Source organism: Pseudomonas sp. 5Vm1k, from assembly GCF_056161485.1.
The window spans coordinates 111654-128813 of record NZ_JBSPCZ010000019.1 but is presented as its reverse complement, the minus strand read 5'-3'; the positions used below and the strand labels follow the sequence as shown (position 1 = coordinate 128813).

General features: G+C 62.1%; 11 protein-coding genes and 1 pseudogene. 5 read left to right on the top strand and 7 right to left on the bottom strand.

Features of this window, described 5'->3' with window-relative positions; all coding sequences use genetic code 11:
* Positions 1-132: 132 nt before the first annotated feature.
* Positions 133-5946 (bottom strand): manganese-oxidizing multicopper oxidase MnxG, encoded by a 5814-nt coding sequence (gene mnxG, locus ACWIKB_RS28120; RefSeq protein ID WP_475270754.1) that lies wholly within the window; start codon positions 5944-5946, stop codon positions 133-135.
* A gap of 380 nt (positions 5947-6326) precedes the next feature.
* Entirely contained in the window at positions 6327-6935 is a 609-nt protein-coding gene (locus tag ACWIKB_RS28115; protein ID WP_475270753.1) for a lytic transglycosylase domain-containing protein, read from the bottom strand.
* Between the two features lie 196 nt (positions 6936-7131).
* Here ACWIKB_RS28115 and gspG point away from each other — a divergent pair, with 196 nt between their 5' ends.
* The 3 genes from gspG to ACWIKB_RS28100 all read left to right on the top strand — a co-directional run bounded on the left by gspG (position 7132) and on the right by ACWIKB_RS28100 (position 9521).
* Positions 7132-7566, top strand: a complete 435-nt coding sequence (gene gspG / locus ACWIKB_RS28110) for a type II secretion system major pseudopilin GspG (protein ID WP_475270752.1) — start codon at positions 7132-7134, stop codon at positions 7564-7566.
* 14 nt (positions 7567-7580) lie between these two features.
* Positions 7581-8768, top strand: a complete 1188-nt coding sequence (locus tag ACWIKB_RS28105; protein ID WP_475270751.1) for a type II secretion system F family protein — start codon at positions 7581-7583, stop codon at positions 8766-8768.
* Positions 8769-8918: 150 nt separating this feature from the next.
* Positions 8919-9521 carry a hypothetical protein gene (locus ACWIKB_RS28100; protein WP_475270750.1) on the top strand — a complete coding sequence of 201 codons (603 nt, stop codon included), beginning with the start codon at positions 8919-8921 and terminating at the stop codon, positions 9519-9521.
* A 102-nt stretch (positions 9522-9623) separates the two neighbouring features.
* On the opposite strand, the gene ACWIKB_RS28095 is transcribed toward ACWIKB_RS28100, so the two are convergent.
* Complete coding sequence (locus ACWIKB_RS28095) at positions 9624-10514, bottom strand: LysR family transcriptional regulator (protein WP_475270749.1); 891 nt, start codon at positions 10512-10514, stop codon at positions 9624-9626.
* A gap of 224 nt (positions 10515-10738) precedes the next feature.
* Between ACWIKB_RS28095 and ACWIKB_RS28090 the strand changes: the two genes are divergently transcribed.
* Positions 10739-11758, top strand: a complete 1020-nt coding sequence (locus ACWIKB_RS28090) for an alpha/beta hydrolase (protein ID WP_475270748.1) — start codon at positions 10739-10741, stop codon at positions 11756-11758.
* 144 nt (positions 11759-11902) lie between these two features.
* Positions 11903-13338, top strand: a pseudogene (locus tag ACWIKB_RS28085) (mechanosensitive ion channel domain-containing protein).
* Between the two features lie 106 nt (positions 13339-13444).
* Here the strand turns inward: ACWIKB_RS28085 and ycaC are convergent.
* The 4 genes from ycaC to ACWIKB_RS28065 all read right to left on the bottom strand — a co-directional run bounded on the left by ycaC (position 13445) and on the right by ACWIKB_RS28065 (position 17002).
* Complete coding sequence (gene ycaC / locus ACWIKB_RS28080; RefSeq protein ID WP_123513827.1) at positions 13445-14071, bottom strand: isochorismate family cysteine hydrolase YcaC; 627 nt, start codon at positions 14069-14071, stop codon at positions 13445-13447.
* Positions 14072-14140: 69 nt separating this feature from the next.
* Complete coding sequence (locus ACWIKB_RS28075) at positions 14141-15979, bottom strand: amidohydrolase (RefSeq protein WP_475270746.1); 1839 nt, start codon at positions 15977-15979, stop codon at positions 14141-14143.
* Positions 15976-16593, bottom strand: a complete 618-nt coding sequence (locus tag ACWIKB_RS28070; RefSeq protein ID WP_475270745.1) for an antibiotic biosynthesis monooxygenase — start codon at positions 16591-16593, stop codon at positions 15976-15978. Before ACWIKB_RS28070 ends, ACWIKB_RS28075 begins: the two co-directional genes overlap by 4 nt.
* Complete coding sequence (locus ACWIKB_RS28065) at positions 16586-17002, bottom strand: DoxX family protein (RefSeq protein WP_475270744.1); 417 nt, start codon at positions 17000-17002, stop codon at positions 16586-16588. Before ACWIKB_RS28065 ends, ACWIKB_RS28070 begins: the two co-directional genes overlap by 8 nt.
* Positions 17003-17160 lie beyond the last annotated feature (158 nt).

Sequence of the window (17160 nt, the reverse complement as noted above, 5' to 3'; positions counted from 1 at the left end):
CGTTCCCTTCGCGGGCAAGCCTCGCTCCTACAGAAACGGTGCCCCCTGTGGGAGCGGGCTTGCTCGCGAAGGGGCCATCACATTCACCATCAATGTCGCCTGACCCACCGCTTTCGCGGGCAAGCCTCGCTCCTACGGGATGGGTGCCGGTTCCGGTTCGTTGGTCACCCGCAGCAATCCCCACAACCCGGCGGTGTTGCCGTAGGCGGCGTAGTCGCGGAACAGGTAGTCGCCCGGTATCGCGTTGCTGCCCCCGGCGCTCGGGTGCATGAAGCTGAAGTGCGCCGCCGGCAGGATGCTTTCGTGGGCGCCGATGTACATCGACATCGGGTTCAGGCCGAACCGCACCGAACCCACGCCTGGCGTGCTCATCGGATAACCACCGGTATCGCTCTTCTCCGACTGGAACGGATTGACCGACCACACATGCCCATCAAGCTGGAAGGTCGAACCGCGACTGCCCCCGGTCGGCATCAGGATGTGCGTACGGAACGGTTGCCCCGGTTTCACATACAGCACCGGCGTCTGCGGATCGCCGCCCACCAGCGCATTGCTGTACGCCATGTGCGCGTTGGGCACGTCGCCGTAACCGTTGCCCTCGGCATGCCCGAACGGTGCGTCCGGCGCCAGGCCGAAGCGGTACCACAGCGGTTCGGTCTTGTAGTTGATCGCCATGCTCGAGTTGTCCTGCGGATCAGTCGGCACGCCGTTGCCTTCCGAGGCGATGCCTTCCACCGGCCGACCGTTGGCCCAACGCATGTTCAACGCCTTCTGCCAGACCATCGCAAAGTCGCGGTAGGTGGTCTGCCCCGCCGCCGTAACCGTGGCCGACACCTTGCGCACATCGTCAACCCAGGTCGCGCCGATCGGCAGGATACTCATCGCACCGCCAAGGCCTTTTTGCGGCTGCTTGATCACATCCGCCGGGGTGAAATTCAACCCGCCAAACTCCACCGCCGTGGCGTTGATGTTGTCGACGCTGCGGCCCAGTTGCGAGATCGGCTTGCCTTCGCGCTCCAGGTGCCCGGCGTAGTACTGATACGTGCGGGTCGGGTACGCACCGCTGTTGCCGACCCGTGGTGGCACGGTCTGGATCGGGTTGGCGCCGACGTTGGTGCCGTCGGATTTGGTGATGTCGTAGGCCAGCAATTGCGCGTGCAGGCCGACGTGGCTCGACGGCCGCATCAGGTTGTTGCTGAAGGTGGTCGAGCCTTCGCCATGGTTGCGATCGCGTTTGACGATGCCTTGCATCACGGCGGTCTGGGCCAGGTCCGGCATCACACTCGGCAGGCGGTTTTCCAGGGTGATGTTGATGCAATCACCGGCTGCCGCTCGCAGCACCAGCGGTTCCACAGGCACACCAGGTTTCAACTTGCCGGTGACCGGATCGAGATCGGATTTGCGCACGTAGAGGATCGCCGTCGGGTCATGCAACGGACCGCTTTGCCCGCCGATGGTGAAGGTCTCGCCATCTTCAGGATCGGTCACGGTCACTTGCGGAATGCTCACCGCCCGAGAGTTGTAGACCAGCGTGCCACCCGCCGGATTCAACGGCCCGCCAACGTGCTGACCGAGCCCCGCCGGGTCGCCGATGGACAGGCTCAGCGGATTACCGAGGATGTCGTTGGCCAGCGCCGCGACCACGTCATAGTTGCGCTGCACGGTGGGCCGCGTGCCGATGCCGTTAGGATTAGCGCCGATCCGTGGGCAAGTGCCGTCGAACGCCACGGTGTTGCGCATGCCCGCCGGTTTCGGGTTGTTCGGCAATGCGAACAGGTCGTTGCGCTGGGCCGTGTAGTTGCGCATCACGCCCCAGATTCCGCTCCAGTAGCCTTCCAGGGAGGCGTCCATCGAATACAGATAATCCCCGGTGGTCGCCGCCGAACTGGACAGCATCGAGACCGGCGCAATGAAGCCCATCTGCTCGGAAATCCCGATCATCTGCGACGAGCGCCAGCCGGAGTTGGAGCTGTTGCCGAATCCGGAACCGCTTTGCAGCCACTTCACGCCGTGCAGGGTAACGTTGTGCTCTTCTTCGTGGCCGCCGGCATGCACCCGCAACCGCACGTTGTCACCGGTGTAGGTGCGCAGCATCGGGGTGAACGGGTCACCCGGCTCGGCGCCGCCACGGTTGATGTGCGGCGGGAACAGCGTGGTGCCGCCGGTAGGGCCGGTGGCTGCGGTGACCAGGTTCGGCGCCAGGTTCATCGCCGGGATCGCGCGGTCGGTACGGCTTTGCATGGCATACGCGAGGTCGCCGCCGAGGCCGTCGGCCTGCATGCCGCGCTTGCCGTCCGGGCCGACCTTGTTCGGGTCGTACACCCGCAGGGCCAGGGGTTCGTTGCGGTAATTGACCACGAACATACCGGGGTCATCCACCGAGATCGCTTGCGGACATGGCCGGCTCGGGCATCCCGGCATCAAGCCGCCACGGGTTTCGACCACTTGTTCCAGCAGGGTCTCGGCTTCTTTACGCAGCGGTGGGTTGATCGAGTAGCGGAAGCTGTCCGCGGTGGCCGGGAACGCTTGCGGATTCGGCACGCCATCCGGTCCGGCGCCCACATACACACCCGCTTCATAGGCATGCTGGAAGTCGCTGTATTCGAGGAAGAACTCGCGGAAGCTGTCGTTCTTGCCGTCGCCGTCCAGGTCGCCGGTGGACACCACTGCTTGCCACGACGTCGGCCCGCCATCCTGCCGCGCGCCGCTGTACAAAGGCTCGCCGGTTTCGGCGTGGAACCAGGTGGAACCGGCCGGTTCGGCCAGCACGGTGGCGTACAAGCCAATCTGTTGGTGCGTCGATGGGCCTAGGTGGTCGTGAGTGAAAATGGTCCCGAGGCCACGGTCGACGCCTTTGGCATTCACCACCGGATCGACAAACCAGCGCTGCATCGCCGTGCGTGCGCCCAGCCAATCCGCGCGGCCATATTGACCGAAGAACGGGTGAGTCTTGGCTTTCGGGCAGGCCGGCGTGCCGTCACGCGGGTCGGTGCCTTCGCACTGGTTGAACTCGCGAATTGCGTGGATGCGTTCTTGCACGGCACCGGGTGAGAGCACGCCGTCTTCATAGTTCCAGCCGTTGGCCGAACCGTCGGCGGCGGTCAGGTCCCACTTCGGCAAATGAATGTGCTGGCCGATCACGTCGGTCGGCGTGCGCACCTGATAGTCGTCCATTTCATAGGTCGCCGGCACCAGGTTGGTTTGCTGGTATTGCACGCAGTCGAAGGTGTTCATGCGCATCACCAGGGGTTCTGGCGGACGCTGTTTGGTGATCACCGGCCAGGCGTCCTCCCACAGGGCGAGGATGCGTGCTTGCGGGAAGTGGTAGCCGACCTTGTTGTACACCGCGTCGAACTGGATGTTCGCGGCTTTGTAGATGCGTGGACGGTCGGCGGTGAAGGTCGAGGCACCAGTGAAAGACAGGCCATCGACCCGCTCGCCACTGTTGAATTCGCCCATGCCGGCGCTGGCGGTCAGGCGTTTTTGCCGGTCGTCCATGCACGGTTCGTAATACGGCGCACCGGCAATCGGCAACGCGCCGTTGGTGCGGAAAGCTTTCGCCACGATTTGATTACCGGGCAGCAGCGCGAAGCTTGGGTGATCCTTTTTCGCGTGGAAGGCCATGGCCGCCTGTTCGACTTCGGTGCCTTCTTCCGGCATGTAGATCGGTTTGGCGCGGGTCACTTCCTTGGAGAAATCCAGGGACGTGGTCACGGTGTGTGCCACACCACCGGAGGAGAAACCGTCCAGGGAATGCCGGCCCAGACCGCCGTCCCAACCGCCGGATTGCGCCGGGTCTAGATTGGCCCACAAGGCCTTGCCGCTGCCTTTCAAGGCCTGCGCCTTGGCGGCGTCGAGCATGTCCAGCGGTGGCGTTGGCGGACGTTGACCGACCGAACTTTCCATTCCGCCGATCCAGAACGGATAACCAGGGTTTTTCAGGCTGCCGTCGGCGTTGCGGTTGGCTTCACTGCGATCCACCAGCGCCAGGGAACCGATGGCTTGCGTGCCACCGCCATGGTGTTCGCCGTCATCATCGTCGTCATCGTCATCGTCATCGTTTCCAGCCACCAGGGTTTCGCCGATTTTCGGCACCACGGCGACTTTGCCCGGCATCGGCGCCATGGCTTTGCCTGGTAGCGGCACGACGGCTGGAATCGGCGTCCCGGCGACAATTTCGCCATCGGGCAAGGCTCGTGCACCCGCAGCCGGTTTACCGCTGCGCAAGGCGTAGGGTTCGCTGTGATAACCGTCGGCGCCCTGCTGCGACACTTCGAGTTTGGTGCCTTCTTCGAACACATCATGCACCCGCCACATGCTCCACATGCCTTGGGCAAAGTGCGGGTAGAAGTGGCAGTGATAAATCGCATCGCCGGCGACGCGGTTGCGGTTGCCCGAACCACCGTTGGCGATTTCGTAGGTGTAGCCGGCGCCCGGTCCGATGCCCTGGGCATCCACATAGTCGGAGTTATCGTCGTTCGGGTTGAACAACCACTGATGACCGTGCAGGTGAAAGATGTGCTGCTCGTGGCCGTTGTGGGTGTTGCGGAATTTGACGAAGTCACCGATGTAGCTGTGGTTGACGTTGGACGGTTCGGACGGATACAGCGCCATGGTCGCCTTGACCCCGACCTGATCGGCGCGGGGCGTTTCGCCGGGGCGAATATTTTCCAGGCCGGCGTTGGCCGGTACGTCCACCAGCATCGCCACGTCGCCCACGGTGTGGGAACTGAGGAAAAATTCTTCGTAGGCGCAGGACAGGCAATCGTGCATCGGCCCGACGCCCAAACGGTTGGCAATCACCTCGGCGCCCATGCCGCCGGAGCCGTAGTTGATCATGAACGAGTCGCGGGTCGGTTCCAGCACGTGGGCCATCACCGGGTCGGCCCAGTAGGCCGGGAACGCTTGAGTGGCGGCGGTTTCATCCTGGAACTGCGAGGCGAAATCGCGGAACGGTTCCAGTCGATTGGGGATCGCCGGATTGCGTTTGCCAACCGCTTCCAGTGGATAGGTCGAGGGTGGGAAGCTGCCGTCGGCGTTGCTGCCCATGACAATCGCGTCGCTCTCGCTGGAAATGATTTCATTGCCGTCGACCATGCTGATGATCGGCGTGCCGGCCTTGCCTTCACGGACCCACGGTTCGCGCTGCGGGTAGCGTGCCTGGTAGTCGACAATCGGCTGACCGGTCGGCGTGCGGCCAGTGCTGGCCAGGCGCATTTCTTCTTCGGTGACGGTGTTGCGATAGGTGCGGCCGCCCTTGGGCACTACCACCACTTCGCCGAACAGCCCGTTGGCGACGTTGCCCGCATCACCCTCGCCACCGAAGGTCGCGCCACGGCTGCTGGCGGCAAACGCGCCTTCGCGCTCGGCGTACAAGGTGTAGGAACGGGTGGCGCCGGGGGCGACCAGGGTGTTGGCGTTGCGCCCGGTGTAGGAGGCGATGTCGTCGATGCTGTTGACCGCTTGCAGGCCGTTGACCTGGAAGCCGACGTGGCGGTCAGTGACTTGCTCATCGACCTTGAAGTCATCGTTGCCGAATTCGACTTCGCCCTCTTCTTCCTCGCCGCCCTCGTGCGCCCCCGGATTGGCCTGATAGGCCAGCAGGTTTTGCAGGTTAACGGTCAGGCAGTCACCGGCGGCGACGCGCAACACCAGCGGCCGCGGGCGCTTGTCGGGGCGCAGCGAAACCTTGCCCGGCACCGCCGAACCACCCTGGGCCAGGGAGCGATCATGATCATCGACCACATCACGGCGCAGGGCGAACATCATGCCGTTGGCGTTCTGCGCGCCGAGGCGGTTGAACATCAGCGGCTGATCGAACGCCACGATGTTCGCCACCAGATTGCGCTCGCAGCGCACGGCGGCTTCCGCCAGCTGCAGGCCAAACATCGGCGCCAAAAACAGCAGCAGGTTAACCAAGTGATGAGCGTGGGGTATGCCGGTCATGATCACGGGCCTCGCTGTGGGTGCTCACAGGATTAATTCTCGACAAGTCCGGTTGAGCAATCCGCATGCCATAAATAATTTTGTTGTTTATCAGTAGCTTAAAGTTACGAGTTAATCAGTCGGGGGAAATAACCCACCCCCATTCCCCACTTCCCAGCCACGTTTGGAGACGATTTCCCCGTAGCAGTTGCCGAGCCTCGGCGAGGCTGTGTTCGGCGGCGAAGCCGTTGTGAGATCAGGCGGCGCGGTGTATCAGGTCAACCGTGTACATAGGGTTTGCGACGGCTTCGCCGCCGAACGCAGCCTCGCCGGGGCTCGGCAGCTGCTACGGGGCCCCCGGTTTCCCCCACATTTGGGGCAACCTGCCCCACGACCGTTGATCACAACGGCGCATCCACGGCCAGGCCCTGCAAGCGTCGGTATTGGCGCAAGACACTGGGCACATAACGCTGGGTTTCGGCGAACGGCGGGATCACCCCGCCACGGCTGAGCACCGCTTGCGGCCCGGCGTTGTAGGCCGCCACAGCGAGGCTGATGTCGTTGCCGAACAAGGTCATCAGGCGCTTGAGATAACGGGCGCCACCCTGGATGTTGGCCTTGGGGTCGTAGACGTCGGTCACCCCCAGTTCCCGGGCGGTGCCGGGCATCAACTGCATCAACCCGCCGGCCCCTTTTGCCGACGTCGCGTCGGCGTTGTAGCGGGACTCTTCCCGGATTACCGCGTGCAACAGCGCCGCTGGCAGTTGATTGGCCGTGGCCGCCGCTGACACCAACTCGGCATAGGGCTGATTGGTGATCATCTGCGGTTGCTGATCCATGCTCAGTTGGGCGGCTTCGGGCTCGTGGATCACCCGTTCATAGTGCCGTCCGGGACGGTGCACATTGGACAAAACGTAGCTGCCCTTGGTGTCCATGGAAACGAAGACATCGGCCTGGGCGACGCTGGTCAGCAGTAGCGTGCCGAGCAGTCCTGCGGTGAAAGTTTTCATGTTTCATACCTCCCCTGGCCGGCCCCGAAAAACGGGGCTTATGCCCCAATGGCCGGTAGTCAACCAGCCATACGCAAGCACTGTGCCGTCAGCGCCAAGGCCCGGATCACAAGGGGTTCAGCGGTATCACCGAGCGTGAGCATGGCAATTGCATAGGCCTCTATAGCGACCCTGCTGCCGACTGGATGAGGTCATCATGAATCAGCGTCTGTGCTCTGCCCCGCGCTCCCAAAGCGGGTTCACCTTGCTCGAATTGTTGGTGGTGTTGGTGGTGCTGGGGCTGTTGGCCGGCATCGTCGCACCGAAGTATTTCGCCCAGCTCGGGCGCTCGGAAGTGAAGGTGGCCAAGGCGCAGATCGAAGGCCTGAGCAAGGCACTTGATCTGTACCGACTGGAGGTCGGCCACTACCCGTCCACCGAGCAGGGTTTGCAGGCGCTGGTCACTGCGCCCAGCGATGAAACCCGCTGGACCGGCCCTTACTTGCAGAAAAAACTGCCCCTGGACCCGTGGGGTCGCAGCTACACCTACCGCTACCCCGGGGAAAACAGCGAGTACGACTTGCTGTCGATGGGCAAGGACGGGCAACCCGGCGGCGAAGGCGAAAACGCTGAAGTCACTAACTGGCAATGACCGGAGCGACGCCCATGCGCTTTCATCTCAAGGCTGTCGGCAAGGCCGGCGTGGTCTCGATGACCGTCGAAGCCCCCGGCCACAGCGAAGCCCGACGCATCGTCGAAGACCAGGGCTTGCGCGTGGTCAGCCTGCAAGCCGAACGGCACTGGCGGGCCTTGCGCCTGCGCCAGCGCGAGACGTTCAACCTGGTGCTGTTCAGCCAGGAGCTGACCACATTGCTGAATGCCGGCCTGCCGTTGATCGATGCGCTGGAAAGCCTCGCGGAAAAGGAAACCGCGCCCCAGGCCCGCAAAACCCTGAGCGAACTGGTGCGCCTGCTGTATGAGGGCAAATCGTTCTCCCAGGCGCTGGGCCAGTTGTCAGCGGTGTTCCCACCGCTCTACGTAGCGCTGGTGCAGTCCAGCGAGAAGACCGGTGCGGTGGGTGAGGCTCTCGGGCGTTACGTCAGTTATCGCCAGCGCATGGACGAGGTCCGGCAGAAGATCATCAGCGCCTCGATCTACCCGATGCTGCTGCTGATTGTCGGCGGCGGTGTGGTGCTGTTTCTGATGGGCTACGTGGTGCCGCGCTTCAGCCTGGTGTTCGAAGGCTTGGGCTCGAACCTGCCGTGGATGTCGCAGGTCCTGATGAGCAGCGGCATGTTCCTTCACACGCATCAGGTGGAATTTTTCGGCACGCTGGCGGCGATCATCGTCGCCCTCGCCTTCCTCCAGCGCCAACCGGCGTTTCGTCGGGGCGTAGACCGCCTGATCGAAAAACTCCCGGCGGTGCATCAACGGATCTTCATGTATGAACTGGCGCGCTTCTATCGTTCCCTGGGGATTCTGCTACAGGGCGGGATACCGCTCGTCACCGCCATGAGCATGGTTCGCGGCCTGCTCACCGTGGCCTCGCGGGTTCGCCTGGACCAGGCCTGCGAACGGGTGCGCGAGGGTCAATCGTTATCCACCGCGCTGGAACTCAATCACCTGGTGACCCCGGTGTCCCTGCGTTTGCTGCGTGCGGGCGAGCAGTCCGGCAACCTCGGGCAAATGATGGAGCGCAGCGCCGACTTCTACGACGAAGAAATCAGCCGCTGGCTCGAGTGGTTCGTGCGCCTGTTCGAACCGCTGCTGATGACCTTCATCGGCCTGCTGATCGGGGTCATCGTGATCCTGATGTACATGCCGATTTTCGAACTGGCCTCGAGTATTCACTGACCTCCTGGAACGGGGTCGAGCAGTACCGTGCATCGGTCATCGACGTCACGAACGAATAAATCGGGACGTTGATGTGTTTACGAACTGAATCAGGCAGCACGTTGCATTGTTCATCAACGTTCCAACTTGAATAAGAAGACGGAGAACGACATGCACATCAACAAGCTTTTACTGGCAGTAGCGATTGGCGCAGTCCTGTCGGCGTCAACCATTTTGATTCCGGACAGCCTGTCCGGTGTATCAAGCGCGCAGGCCAAGGAAGGGGGTAGCGGAGGTGGTGGCCATGGCGGAAGTGGTGGCGGTGGCGGAAGCGGCGGCAATGGCGGTGGGCACGGAGGAAGTGGCGGCGGCAATGGTGGTGGCGGTGGCGGTGGCGGCGGCAATGGTGGCGGTCACGGCGGCAGTGGCAGTGGTGGCAACGGTGGTAGTGGCGGCAACGGCAGCGGTCACAGTGGCAGCGGACACTCTGGGGATTCGGCGTCTTCCGGGCGTAATGGTACCCATGCCGAGCCGGGGGACGATCATGGGGTTCATCGCGCCGGTGAAGTGGGCGACGACCATGGTGTCCATCGTGCGGGTGAAGTGGGCGATGACCATGGCGTCCACGCAGCGGGTCAAGTGGGCGATGACCACGGTGTGCATCGGGCCGGTGAAGTGGGCGATGACCATGGCGTTCACACTGCCGGCCAAGTGGCCGACGATCATGGCGTTCACGTCGGTGGCGAACTCGGGGATGACAAACGGGTTAACTGACGCCCCAGCATCCCCTGTAGGAGCGAAGCTTGCTCGCGAAGACGGTGGATCATTCAACATACGTGTTGGCTGACCCACCGTCTTCGCGAGCAAGCTTCGCTCCTACAATGGTTGGTGATCCAACCGCTCCCGTAAAAACTCGATAAACGCCTGCACCGGCCGCGACCCTTGGCGGTGCTGCGGGTACACCGCCGACAACGTCAGCGGCTCCGGCTGAAAATCCTCCAGCACTGGCACCAGTCGCCCATCCTTCAACGCCGCGCCAACGATGAAGGTCGGCAGGTACGTAACCCCCATCCCCGCAATCGCCGCATCCTTGAGCAACTCCCCGTTGTTGACCCGCATCCGTCCGGTGACGTTGACCGTCAACGGTTTGCCCAGCCCTTCGAACCGCCATTGCACCTGACGCCCGTGGCCGTAGGGCAGGCAGTCGTGGTTGAGCAGGTCTTCGGGTTTGCCCGGGGTGCCGCGCTCGGCCAGGTAGGCCGGGCTGGCGCAGTACACCCGCTGGATGGAAGCGATGCGCCGGGCGATCAGGGTCGAGTCTTCCAGCACGCCGATGCGTAGCGCCAGGTCGTAGCCTTCACCGAGCAAATCCACCGGACGGTCGCTGAGGTCGACTTCCACGGTGACGTCGCGGTAGCGCTGCAAAAACACCGGCAGTAGACAACCCAAATGCGCCAGCGCAAACGACAACGGCGCGCTCAGGCGAATGGTGCCCCGGGGTTCGGTGGTCTGGCCGGCGATGCCCTGCTCCACTTGCTCGACTTCGCTGAGCAGGCGCAAGGCTGACTCGTAATAACTCTGGCCCAGAGGCGTGACGTCCAGGCGTCGGGTCGAGCGATTGAGCAGGCGCACGCCGAGGCGTTCTTCCAGTTGCATCAACCGGCGGCTAACGAATTGCTTGGACAGGCCCAGTTGATCGGCGGCCGCGGTGAAGCTGCCGGAGTCCATGACCTGGCAAAAAATACGCATATCTTCAAACGGGTTCATTGTCACGCCCTGGTTGACAGTCAAACACTTTATAGCCGCTTTTTCCGTTTATGGCACCCCATTAATCTGTGTCCATGGCGCAGCGACAGGCGCTGCTACTGACCCCAAACCTATTACCGGTAGGAGCTGCCGAAGGTTGCGATCTTTTAAAAGCAAGATCAAAAGATCGCAGCCTTCGGCAGCTCCTACAGGGACCGAATACATAATTAAAAAGGATTTACGCCATGAACATCGTCCAGAAAACCCTGACCGCTTCCCTCCTCGCCCTTGCTGTTGGCAATGCATTCGCTGCTGGCAGCCCTGGTGTCGAACACAACACCCAGGCCTTCCTCGAAGCCCTCGCCGCTGGCGGTGGCAAACCTCTTGAACAACTGAGCCCCAAGGATGCCCGTGCGGTGCTGACCGGTGCGCAGAATTCGGTGAAAGTGGATCTGTCGGGTGTGGAGGTCAGCGAGCGTGCGATCAAGGTCGGCGAGCAAAGCATCAACCTGAAAATCGTGCGTCCAGCCAAGGTCAAGGGTGAGTTGCCGGTGTTCATGTTCTTCCACGGTGGCGGCTGGGTGCTTGGTGATTACCCGACGCACCAACGCTTGATTCATGACCTGGTGGTGGGCTCCGGCGCGGTGGCGGTGTATGTGGATTACACGCCGTCCCCGGAAGCGCAGTACCCGACCGCGATCAACCAGGCTTATGCCGCCACCCGTTGGGTTGCCGAGCATGGCAAAGAGATCGGCGTCGATGGCAAACGCCTGGCGGTGGCCGGCAACAGCGTCGGCGGCAACATGGCGGCGGTCGTGGCGTTGATGGCCAAGGAACAGAAAACCCCGGCGTTGCGCTTCCAGTTGCTGATGTGGCCGGTGACCAATGCGCAGTTCGATACCGGGTCGTACCAGCAATTTGCCGAAGGGCATTTCCTGACCAAGGGCATGATGAATTGGTTCTGGGACAACTACACCACTGACGCCGACCAGCGTGCACAGATCCATGCCTCGCCGTTGCAGGCCAGTGCCGAACAGCTCAAAGGCTTGCCGGCAGCGCTGGTGCAAACCGCCGAGTTCGACGTGTTGCGCGATGAAGGCGAGGCCTATGCCCGGCATCTGGATGCGGCCGGTGTGGCTGTGACGGCGGTGCGTTACAACGGGATGATTCATGACTTTGGCTTGCTCAATCCGCTGAGCCAGATTCCTGAAGTCAAAGCGGCGGTGCGGCAGGCGGCGCTGGAACTGAAGACGCATTTGAACTGAGTCTAAAAAGCAAAAGATCGCAGCCTTCGGCAGCTCCTACAGGATCACCTGCAACCGCAACTAATCGGGTGTACTCAATCCCTGTAGGAGCTGCCGGAGGCTGCGATCTTTTTTTGCGCCACGCCAAAATTCCCGGAGTTCGCCATGTCCTTTGTCTACGACCACCCCCTGTCCTGGAGCACCCTGATCCTGGTGATCGACGCCCTGCTCTGGCACCTCGCGCCGTTGCAGCACCGCGTCACCCGCATCGGCCTGCGCCTGGCCTGTTCCTGATCTTCAGCGCGATCATCATCAACGCCGGTGTCAGCCCTTTGCAGGCGCCGCAGTTTGCCGATGACCGCGTGGCTCAACTCGGGGCCACGGCGTTGGGGATTGTCTGGTGGCTGTACGCCGCGCGGGTGCTCACCGAAGTCATCGGCCTGGTGCTGATGCGCCGCATCGGCCACAGCGGGCGGTTGTTGCAAGACGTCATCGGCGCGCTGGTGTTTCTGGTGGCCATCGTCGCGGCGGCCGGTTATGTGCTGGAGCTGCCGGTCAAGGGTTTGCTGGCGACCTCCGGGGTGGTGGCGATCGTGGTCGGCCTGGCGTTGCAGAGCACCTTGAGCGATGTGTTTTCCGGGATCGTGCTCAACACCACCAAGCCGTATCAGGTGGATGATTTTGTCGTGATCGACGGCGTGGAAGGCAAGGTGCTCGACATCGACTGGCGCGCCACGCACTTGCTCACCAGCGCCGGCACCATGGCGGTGGTGCCGAACTCGGTGGCGGCCAAGGCAAAGATCGTCAACCTGAGCCGGCCAAACAACATGCACGGCGTGTCGATCAGCATTCAGGTGCCCAACCATATCCGCCCGCGTCGGGTGCTGGATGCGCTGGATCGCACGCTTCAGGGCAGCAGCACGTTGCTGCTCAACCCGGCGCCGAAAGCCGTGTTGAAAGAGGCTGGCGAAACCATGTCCGTCTACGTGGCCAGCGGCTTTATCGCCGAACTGAGCAAAAAAGGCGACGTGCGCAATCAGCTGTTCGACCTGGCTCACCGGCATCTGGAAGCGGCAGGGATTTCCCGGCAACTCGATGGCGTGATCGAGCCGTCGACCCGGGCTCGGGCATTGCTGGATGAAGTGAAAATCTTCCGCTCGCTGAGCGAGGATGAACGGGATCGACTGGCGCAAGCGATGATCCCGCAGCAGTACACGGCGGGTCAGGTGGTGCTGGAATTGAATGAAGTGCCGGACAGCCTGTTCGTGATCGCGACCGGCGTGGTCAGCGCCACCGTGCCCGACGGCGCCGTGCAGACGGAAGCCGGGCGCATGGGGCCGAGCGAAGTCATGGGCGAACAGAGCATCCTCACCGACACGCCGTCCCAGGCCTGCTTCACGGCGCTGACGTCGTGCATCATTTACCGGATCGACAAGTCCCTGACCCGCGATTGCATGGCGCAGCGCGGAGAGGTTGGGCAGGCGTTGAACAAGTTGCAGGCGGTACGGCAGCAGAACAGTCGGTTGGCGTTGATGGCCGTGCCTGTGCCGGTCAAGAAAGGAGGGTTTTTGGGGTGGTTGCAGAAGCGCCAAACACAATGATCAATGTGGGAGCGGGCTTGCTCGCGAATGCGGTGTATCCGTCGGCATTTGTATTGCCTGACACACCGCATTCGCGAGCAAGCCCGCTCCCACAGGTTGCGCGATCTTACTTGGCGGTCAACACCGAATAGCTGTTCATCAGATTGCGATAGTTCGGAATACGCGGGGACAGCAGGTTGGCCAGGCCTTCCATGTCGTTGCGCCAGTCGCCTTGCAGCTCGCAGGCCACGGAGAACCAGTTCACCAGTTGTGCTCCGGCCGCCGACATGCGCGCCCATGCGGCTTGTTGCACGGTTTCGTTGAAAGTACCCGAAGCATCGGTAACCACGAACACTTCAAACCCTTCAGCCAGCGCCGACAAGGTTGGGAAGGTCACGCATACGTCAGTTACCACACCGGCAATGATCAGCTGCTTGCGGCCAGTGGCTTTGACGGCTTTGACAAAGTCTTCGTTGTCCCAAGCGTTGATCTGGCCTGGGCGCGGGATGTACGGCGCGTCCGGGAACAGTTCTTTGAGCTCAGGGACCATCGGGCCGTTGGGGCCGTTTTCGAAACTGGTGGTGAGAATGGTCGGCAGTTTGAAGAACTTGGCCAGGTCCGCGAGGGCCAGCACGTTGTTCTTGAATTCGTTGGGCGAGAAATCCTGCACCAACGAGATCAGGCCGGTCTGGTGGTCAACCAACAGTACAACGGCATCGTCTTTGTTCAGGCGTTTGTACGGAACGTTGCTCATGTGAAACTCCTTGGTAGATGGATGGTGCTTATAGCGCCGGAACGTTGGGCCGGCGCTTTTTTATGTGCGTCAGAAGGCAAAGCACGAGCAGCCAAAGGCGCCCCAGAAACCGGCAAAATCACTGACCGGCGCATTCGACAGGCGCGCCTTTTCATGGCTGTGGGAGTGCACGCCACACGGCCCGCTGCAATGGTGAACCTGGGCCTGCATCGGCGAGGTCGGGCGCCAGTGGCCAGGGACTTTCACCACCGGCGACCAGTCCGGCAGCACCGGCACGCTGGCCGGGCCGAGTTTTTCGAAGTCACCGGCGGCGTACACCACCTTGCCGCCGACCACGGTCAACACGGACTCGATCCACTTGATCGCCTCTTCATCGACGCTGAAAAAATCCGCGCTGAGGGCGGCGACGTCGGCCAGTTGGCCAATCTTGATCTGGCCTTTCTTGCCCTGCTCGGAGGAGAACCAGGCGCTGCCGTGGGTGAACAGCTCCAGCGCGGTCAGTCGCGACAGACCTTCGGCGTGCAGCTCCAGACCGCCAACGGTACGGCCGCTGACCATCCAGTACAGCGAGGTCCAAGGATTGTAGCTGGACACCCGCGTGGCATCGGTGCCGGCGCCGACCGGTACGCCTTCGGCCAACATGCGCTTGATTGGCGGTGTGGCTTCGGCGGCTTTGGCGCCGTAGCGTTCGACGAAATACTCGCCCTGGAACGCCATGCGATCCTGGATCGCAATGCCACCGCCCAGCGCCCTCACCCGCTCGATGTTTTGCGGGGTGATGGTCTCAGCGTGGTCGAAAAACCATGGCAAACCGTTGAACGGAATGTCGCGATTGACCTTCTCGAACACGTCGAGCATGCGGCTGATGGATTCGTTATAGGTGGCGTGCAAACGGAACGGCCAGCGTTGTTCCACCAAGTGACGAACCACTGGTTCCAGCTCGGCTTCCATGGTTTGCGGCAGGTCCGGACGCGGCTCGAGGAAGTCCTCGAAATCCGCCGCCGAGAACACCAGCATCTCGCCGGCGCCGTTGTGGCGCAGGTAGTCGTCGCCCTGATGCAGGGTCACGCTCGACGTCCAGTTTTTGAAGTCGGTCAGCTCTTCCTTGGGTTTCTGGGTGAACAGGTTGTAGGCGATGCGAATCGTCAGTTGCTGATCCTTGGCCAACTGCTCGATCACCTGATAATCGTCCGGGTAATTCTGAAAACCACCGCCAGCATCGATGGCACTGGTCAGGCCCAGGCGATTGAGTTCGCGCATGAATTGGCGGGTCGAGTTGACCTGATATTCCAGCGGCAACTTCGGCCCTTTGGCCAGGGTCGAGTAGAGAATCATCGCGTTAGGCCGCGCGACCAGCATCCCGGTGGGGTTGCCATTCGCATCCCGGACAATCTCACCGCCCGGCGGGTTCGGCGTATCGCGGGTGTAGCCGGCAACGCGCAGCGCGGCACGGTTGAGCAAGGCGCGGTCGTAGAGGTGCAGGACAAATACAGGGGTGTCCGGCGCGGCCTGGTTGAGTTCTTCCAGGGTTGGCATGCGTTTTTCAGCGAACTGGAATTCATTCCAGCCACCGACCACCCGCACCCATTGCGGCGTGGGGGTGCGGTCGGCCTGGTCCTTGAGCATACGCAGGGCATCGACCAACGACGGCACGCCTTCCCAGCGCAGTTCGAGGTTGTAATTGAGGCCGCCACGGATCAGGTGCAAGTGCGAGTCGTTGAGGCCGGGGATGACGCAGCGGCCCTTGAGGTCGATGACCTGGGTACCCGAGCCGCGCAGGGCCATGGCTTCACCGTCGTTACCGACCGCGACAAAGCGCCCGTCCTTGATCGCTACCGCGCTGGCCAGCGGGTTTTCGCGGTCAACGGTATGAAATTGGCCATTGAATAGAATCAGATCGGCGTTCATCGCGTTTCCTTCGTCGCAGTGGAATGAGAAAGCCAGGGCGCGAACAATCGGGTCGCCCGGGGCATGAACAGGTACACCACCGACACCACGATGGTCACGGTGATCAGGAACGTGGCGAGCACGTAATTGGACAGGATGGGGTGAAGCTTGAGCAGCGGCCCCCAGAGCAGCGGCACCAGCAAGGTGTGCGGCAGAATCACCAGCAACGTCACCACGGCTTGCTTCCAGCGCGGTGGCGGTGGCGACGCGGCGTCGGCGGTTGGCGCGAACCAGAATTCATTGACCGGGTTGACCTCGGTCTGGTCGCCGTCGGCCAGCATTGGCGTGGCTTCGTTGACCAGTTCAAGACGCTGCGGTGAATCCAGCCAATGTTGCATCGCCTCGGTGGAGCAAAAACGCAGCACGCAGGTGTACATGTCGAGGCCGGCGTTTTTGCCGCGCATCACGTCCACGCCCAAATGCCCTTCCTGCTGCCCGGCAATCGTCACGATGTTGCGCAACCAGGCTTCATACGGCGCTTCAAAACCGGCCTTGACCCGGTGTTTGATGATCAGGGTGACGATCTCATCGAAACCCGGCCGCGTGGTTGCAGCGGTGTTTGAGGACTCAGGCATAACGCAAAACTCCGGCGAATCGATCATTGAGCGCCAGCCGTCCGGGCCCGGCGATTAGGATGCTGGTGAACACAATCAACAGCAGCCAGCCGAACTGCCCCTCGAACAGGCTCCATTGCGGATGCACGATCAACAACGCCACCAGCAGCAGAAACAGGATAGGCAAACACGCCAAACGCACCAGCACCCCGGCGACGATCAGTAGCGGGCACAACACCTCGGCAAAAATCGCCAGGATCAGCGTGAGATAGGCGCCGAGGTGGAACGGGTCTTCGATGTTTTGCAGTTGTTCGCTGTAATGCAGAAGCTTGGGCAAGCCATGCACCCACAGCAGAAACAACCCGCCACTGACCCGCAAAAACAGCAGCCCCAAATCCCGAGCCCGCTCATCCCATCCCGATGCATTCATGGCCTGTCCGCCCCATTGAAAAACCACCGGCATGGCTTCGCCGGCACTTGATGAGAGAGTGCCGGGGTGGGGATGGGAAAAATTGGATGTACGTGCTCTTTTTTGCGGGTGGGCACAGGTATGAAACCTAGTGAGGCTTACTGCTTGAACACAGATCC

Excerpts from the sequence above, each read along its gene's own strand:
- ACWIKB_RS28065 (WP_475270744.1), bottom strand. The coding sequence starts at position 17,002 with ATGAATGCATCGGGATGGGATGAGCGGGCTCGGGATTTGGGGCTGCTG.
- ACWIKB_RS28070 (WP_475270745.1), bottom strand. The coding sequence starts at position 16,593 with ATGCCTGAGTCCTCAAACACCGCTGCAACCACGCGGCCGGGTTTCGAT.
- ACWIKB_RS28100 (WP_475270750.1), top strand. The coding sequence starts at position 8,919 with ATGCACATCAACAAGCTTTTACTGGCAGTAGCGATTGGCGCAGTCCTG.
- ycaC (WP_123513827.1), bottom strand. The coding sequence starts at position 14,071 with ATGAGCAACGTTCCGTACAAACGCCTGAACAAAGACGATGCCGTTGTA.
- ACWIKB_RS28090 (WP_475270748.1), top strand. The coding sequence starts at position 10,739 with ATGAACATCGTCCAGAAAACCCTGACCGCTTCCCTCCTCGCCCTTGCT.
- mnxG (WP_475270754.1), bottom strand. The coding sequence starts at position 5,946 with ATGACCGGCATACCCCACGCTCATCACTTGGTTAACCTGCTGCTGTTT.
- ACWIKB_RS28095 (WP_475270749.1), bottom strand. The coding sequence starts at position 10,514 with ATGAACCCGTTTGAAGATATGCGTATTTTTTGCCAGGTCATGGACTCC.
- ACWIKB_RS28115 (WP_475270753.1), bottom strand. The coding sequence starts at position 6,935 with ATGAAAACTTTCACCGCAGGACTGCTCGGCACGCTACTGCTGACCAGC.
- ACWIKB_RS28105 (WP_475270751.1), top strand. The coding sequence starts at position 7,581 with ATGCGCTTTCATCTCAAGGCTGTCGGCAAGGCCGGCGTGGTCTCGATG.
- ACWIKB_RS28075 (WP_475270746.1), bottom strand. The coding sequence starts at position 15,979 with ATGAACGCCGATCTGATTCTATTCAATGGCCAATTTCATACCGTTGAC.
- gspG (WP_475270752.1), top strand. The coding sequence starts at position 7,132 with ATGAATCAGCGTCTGTGCTCTGCCCCGCGCTCCCAAAGCGGGTTCACC.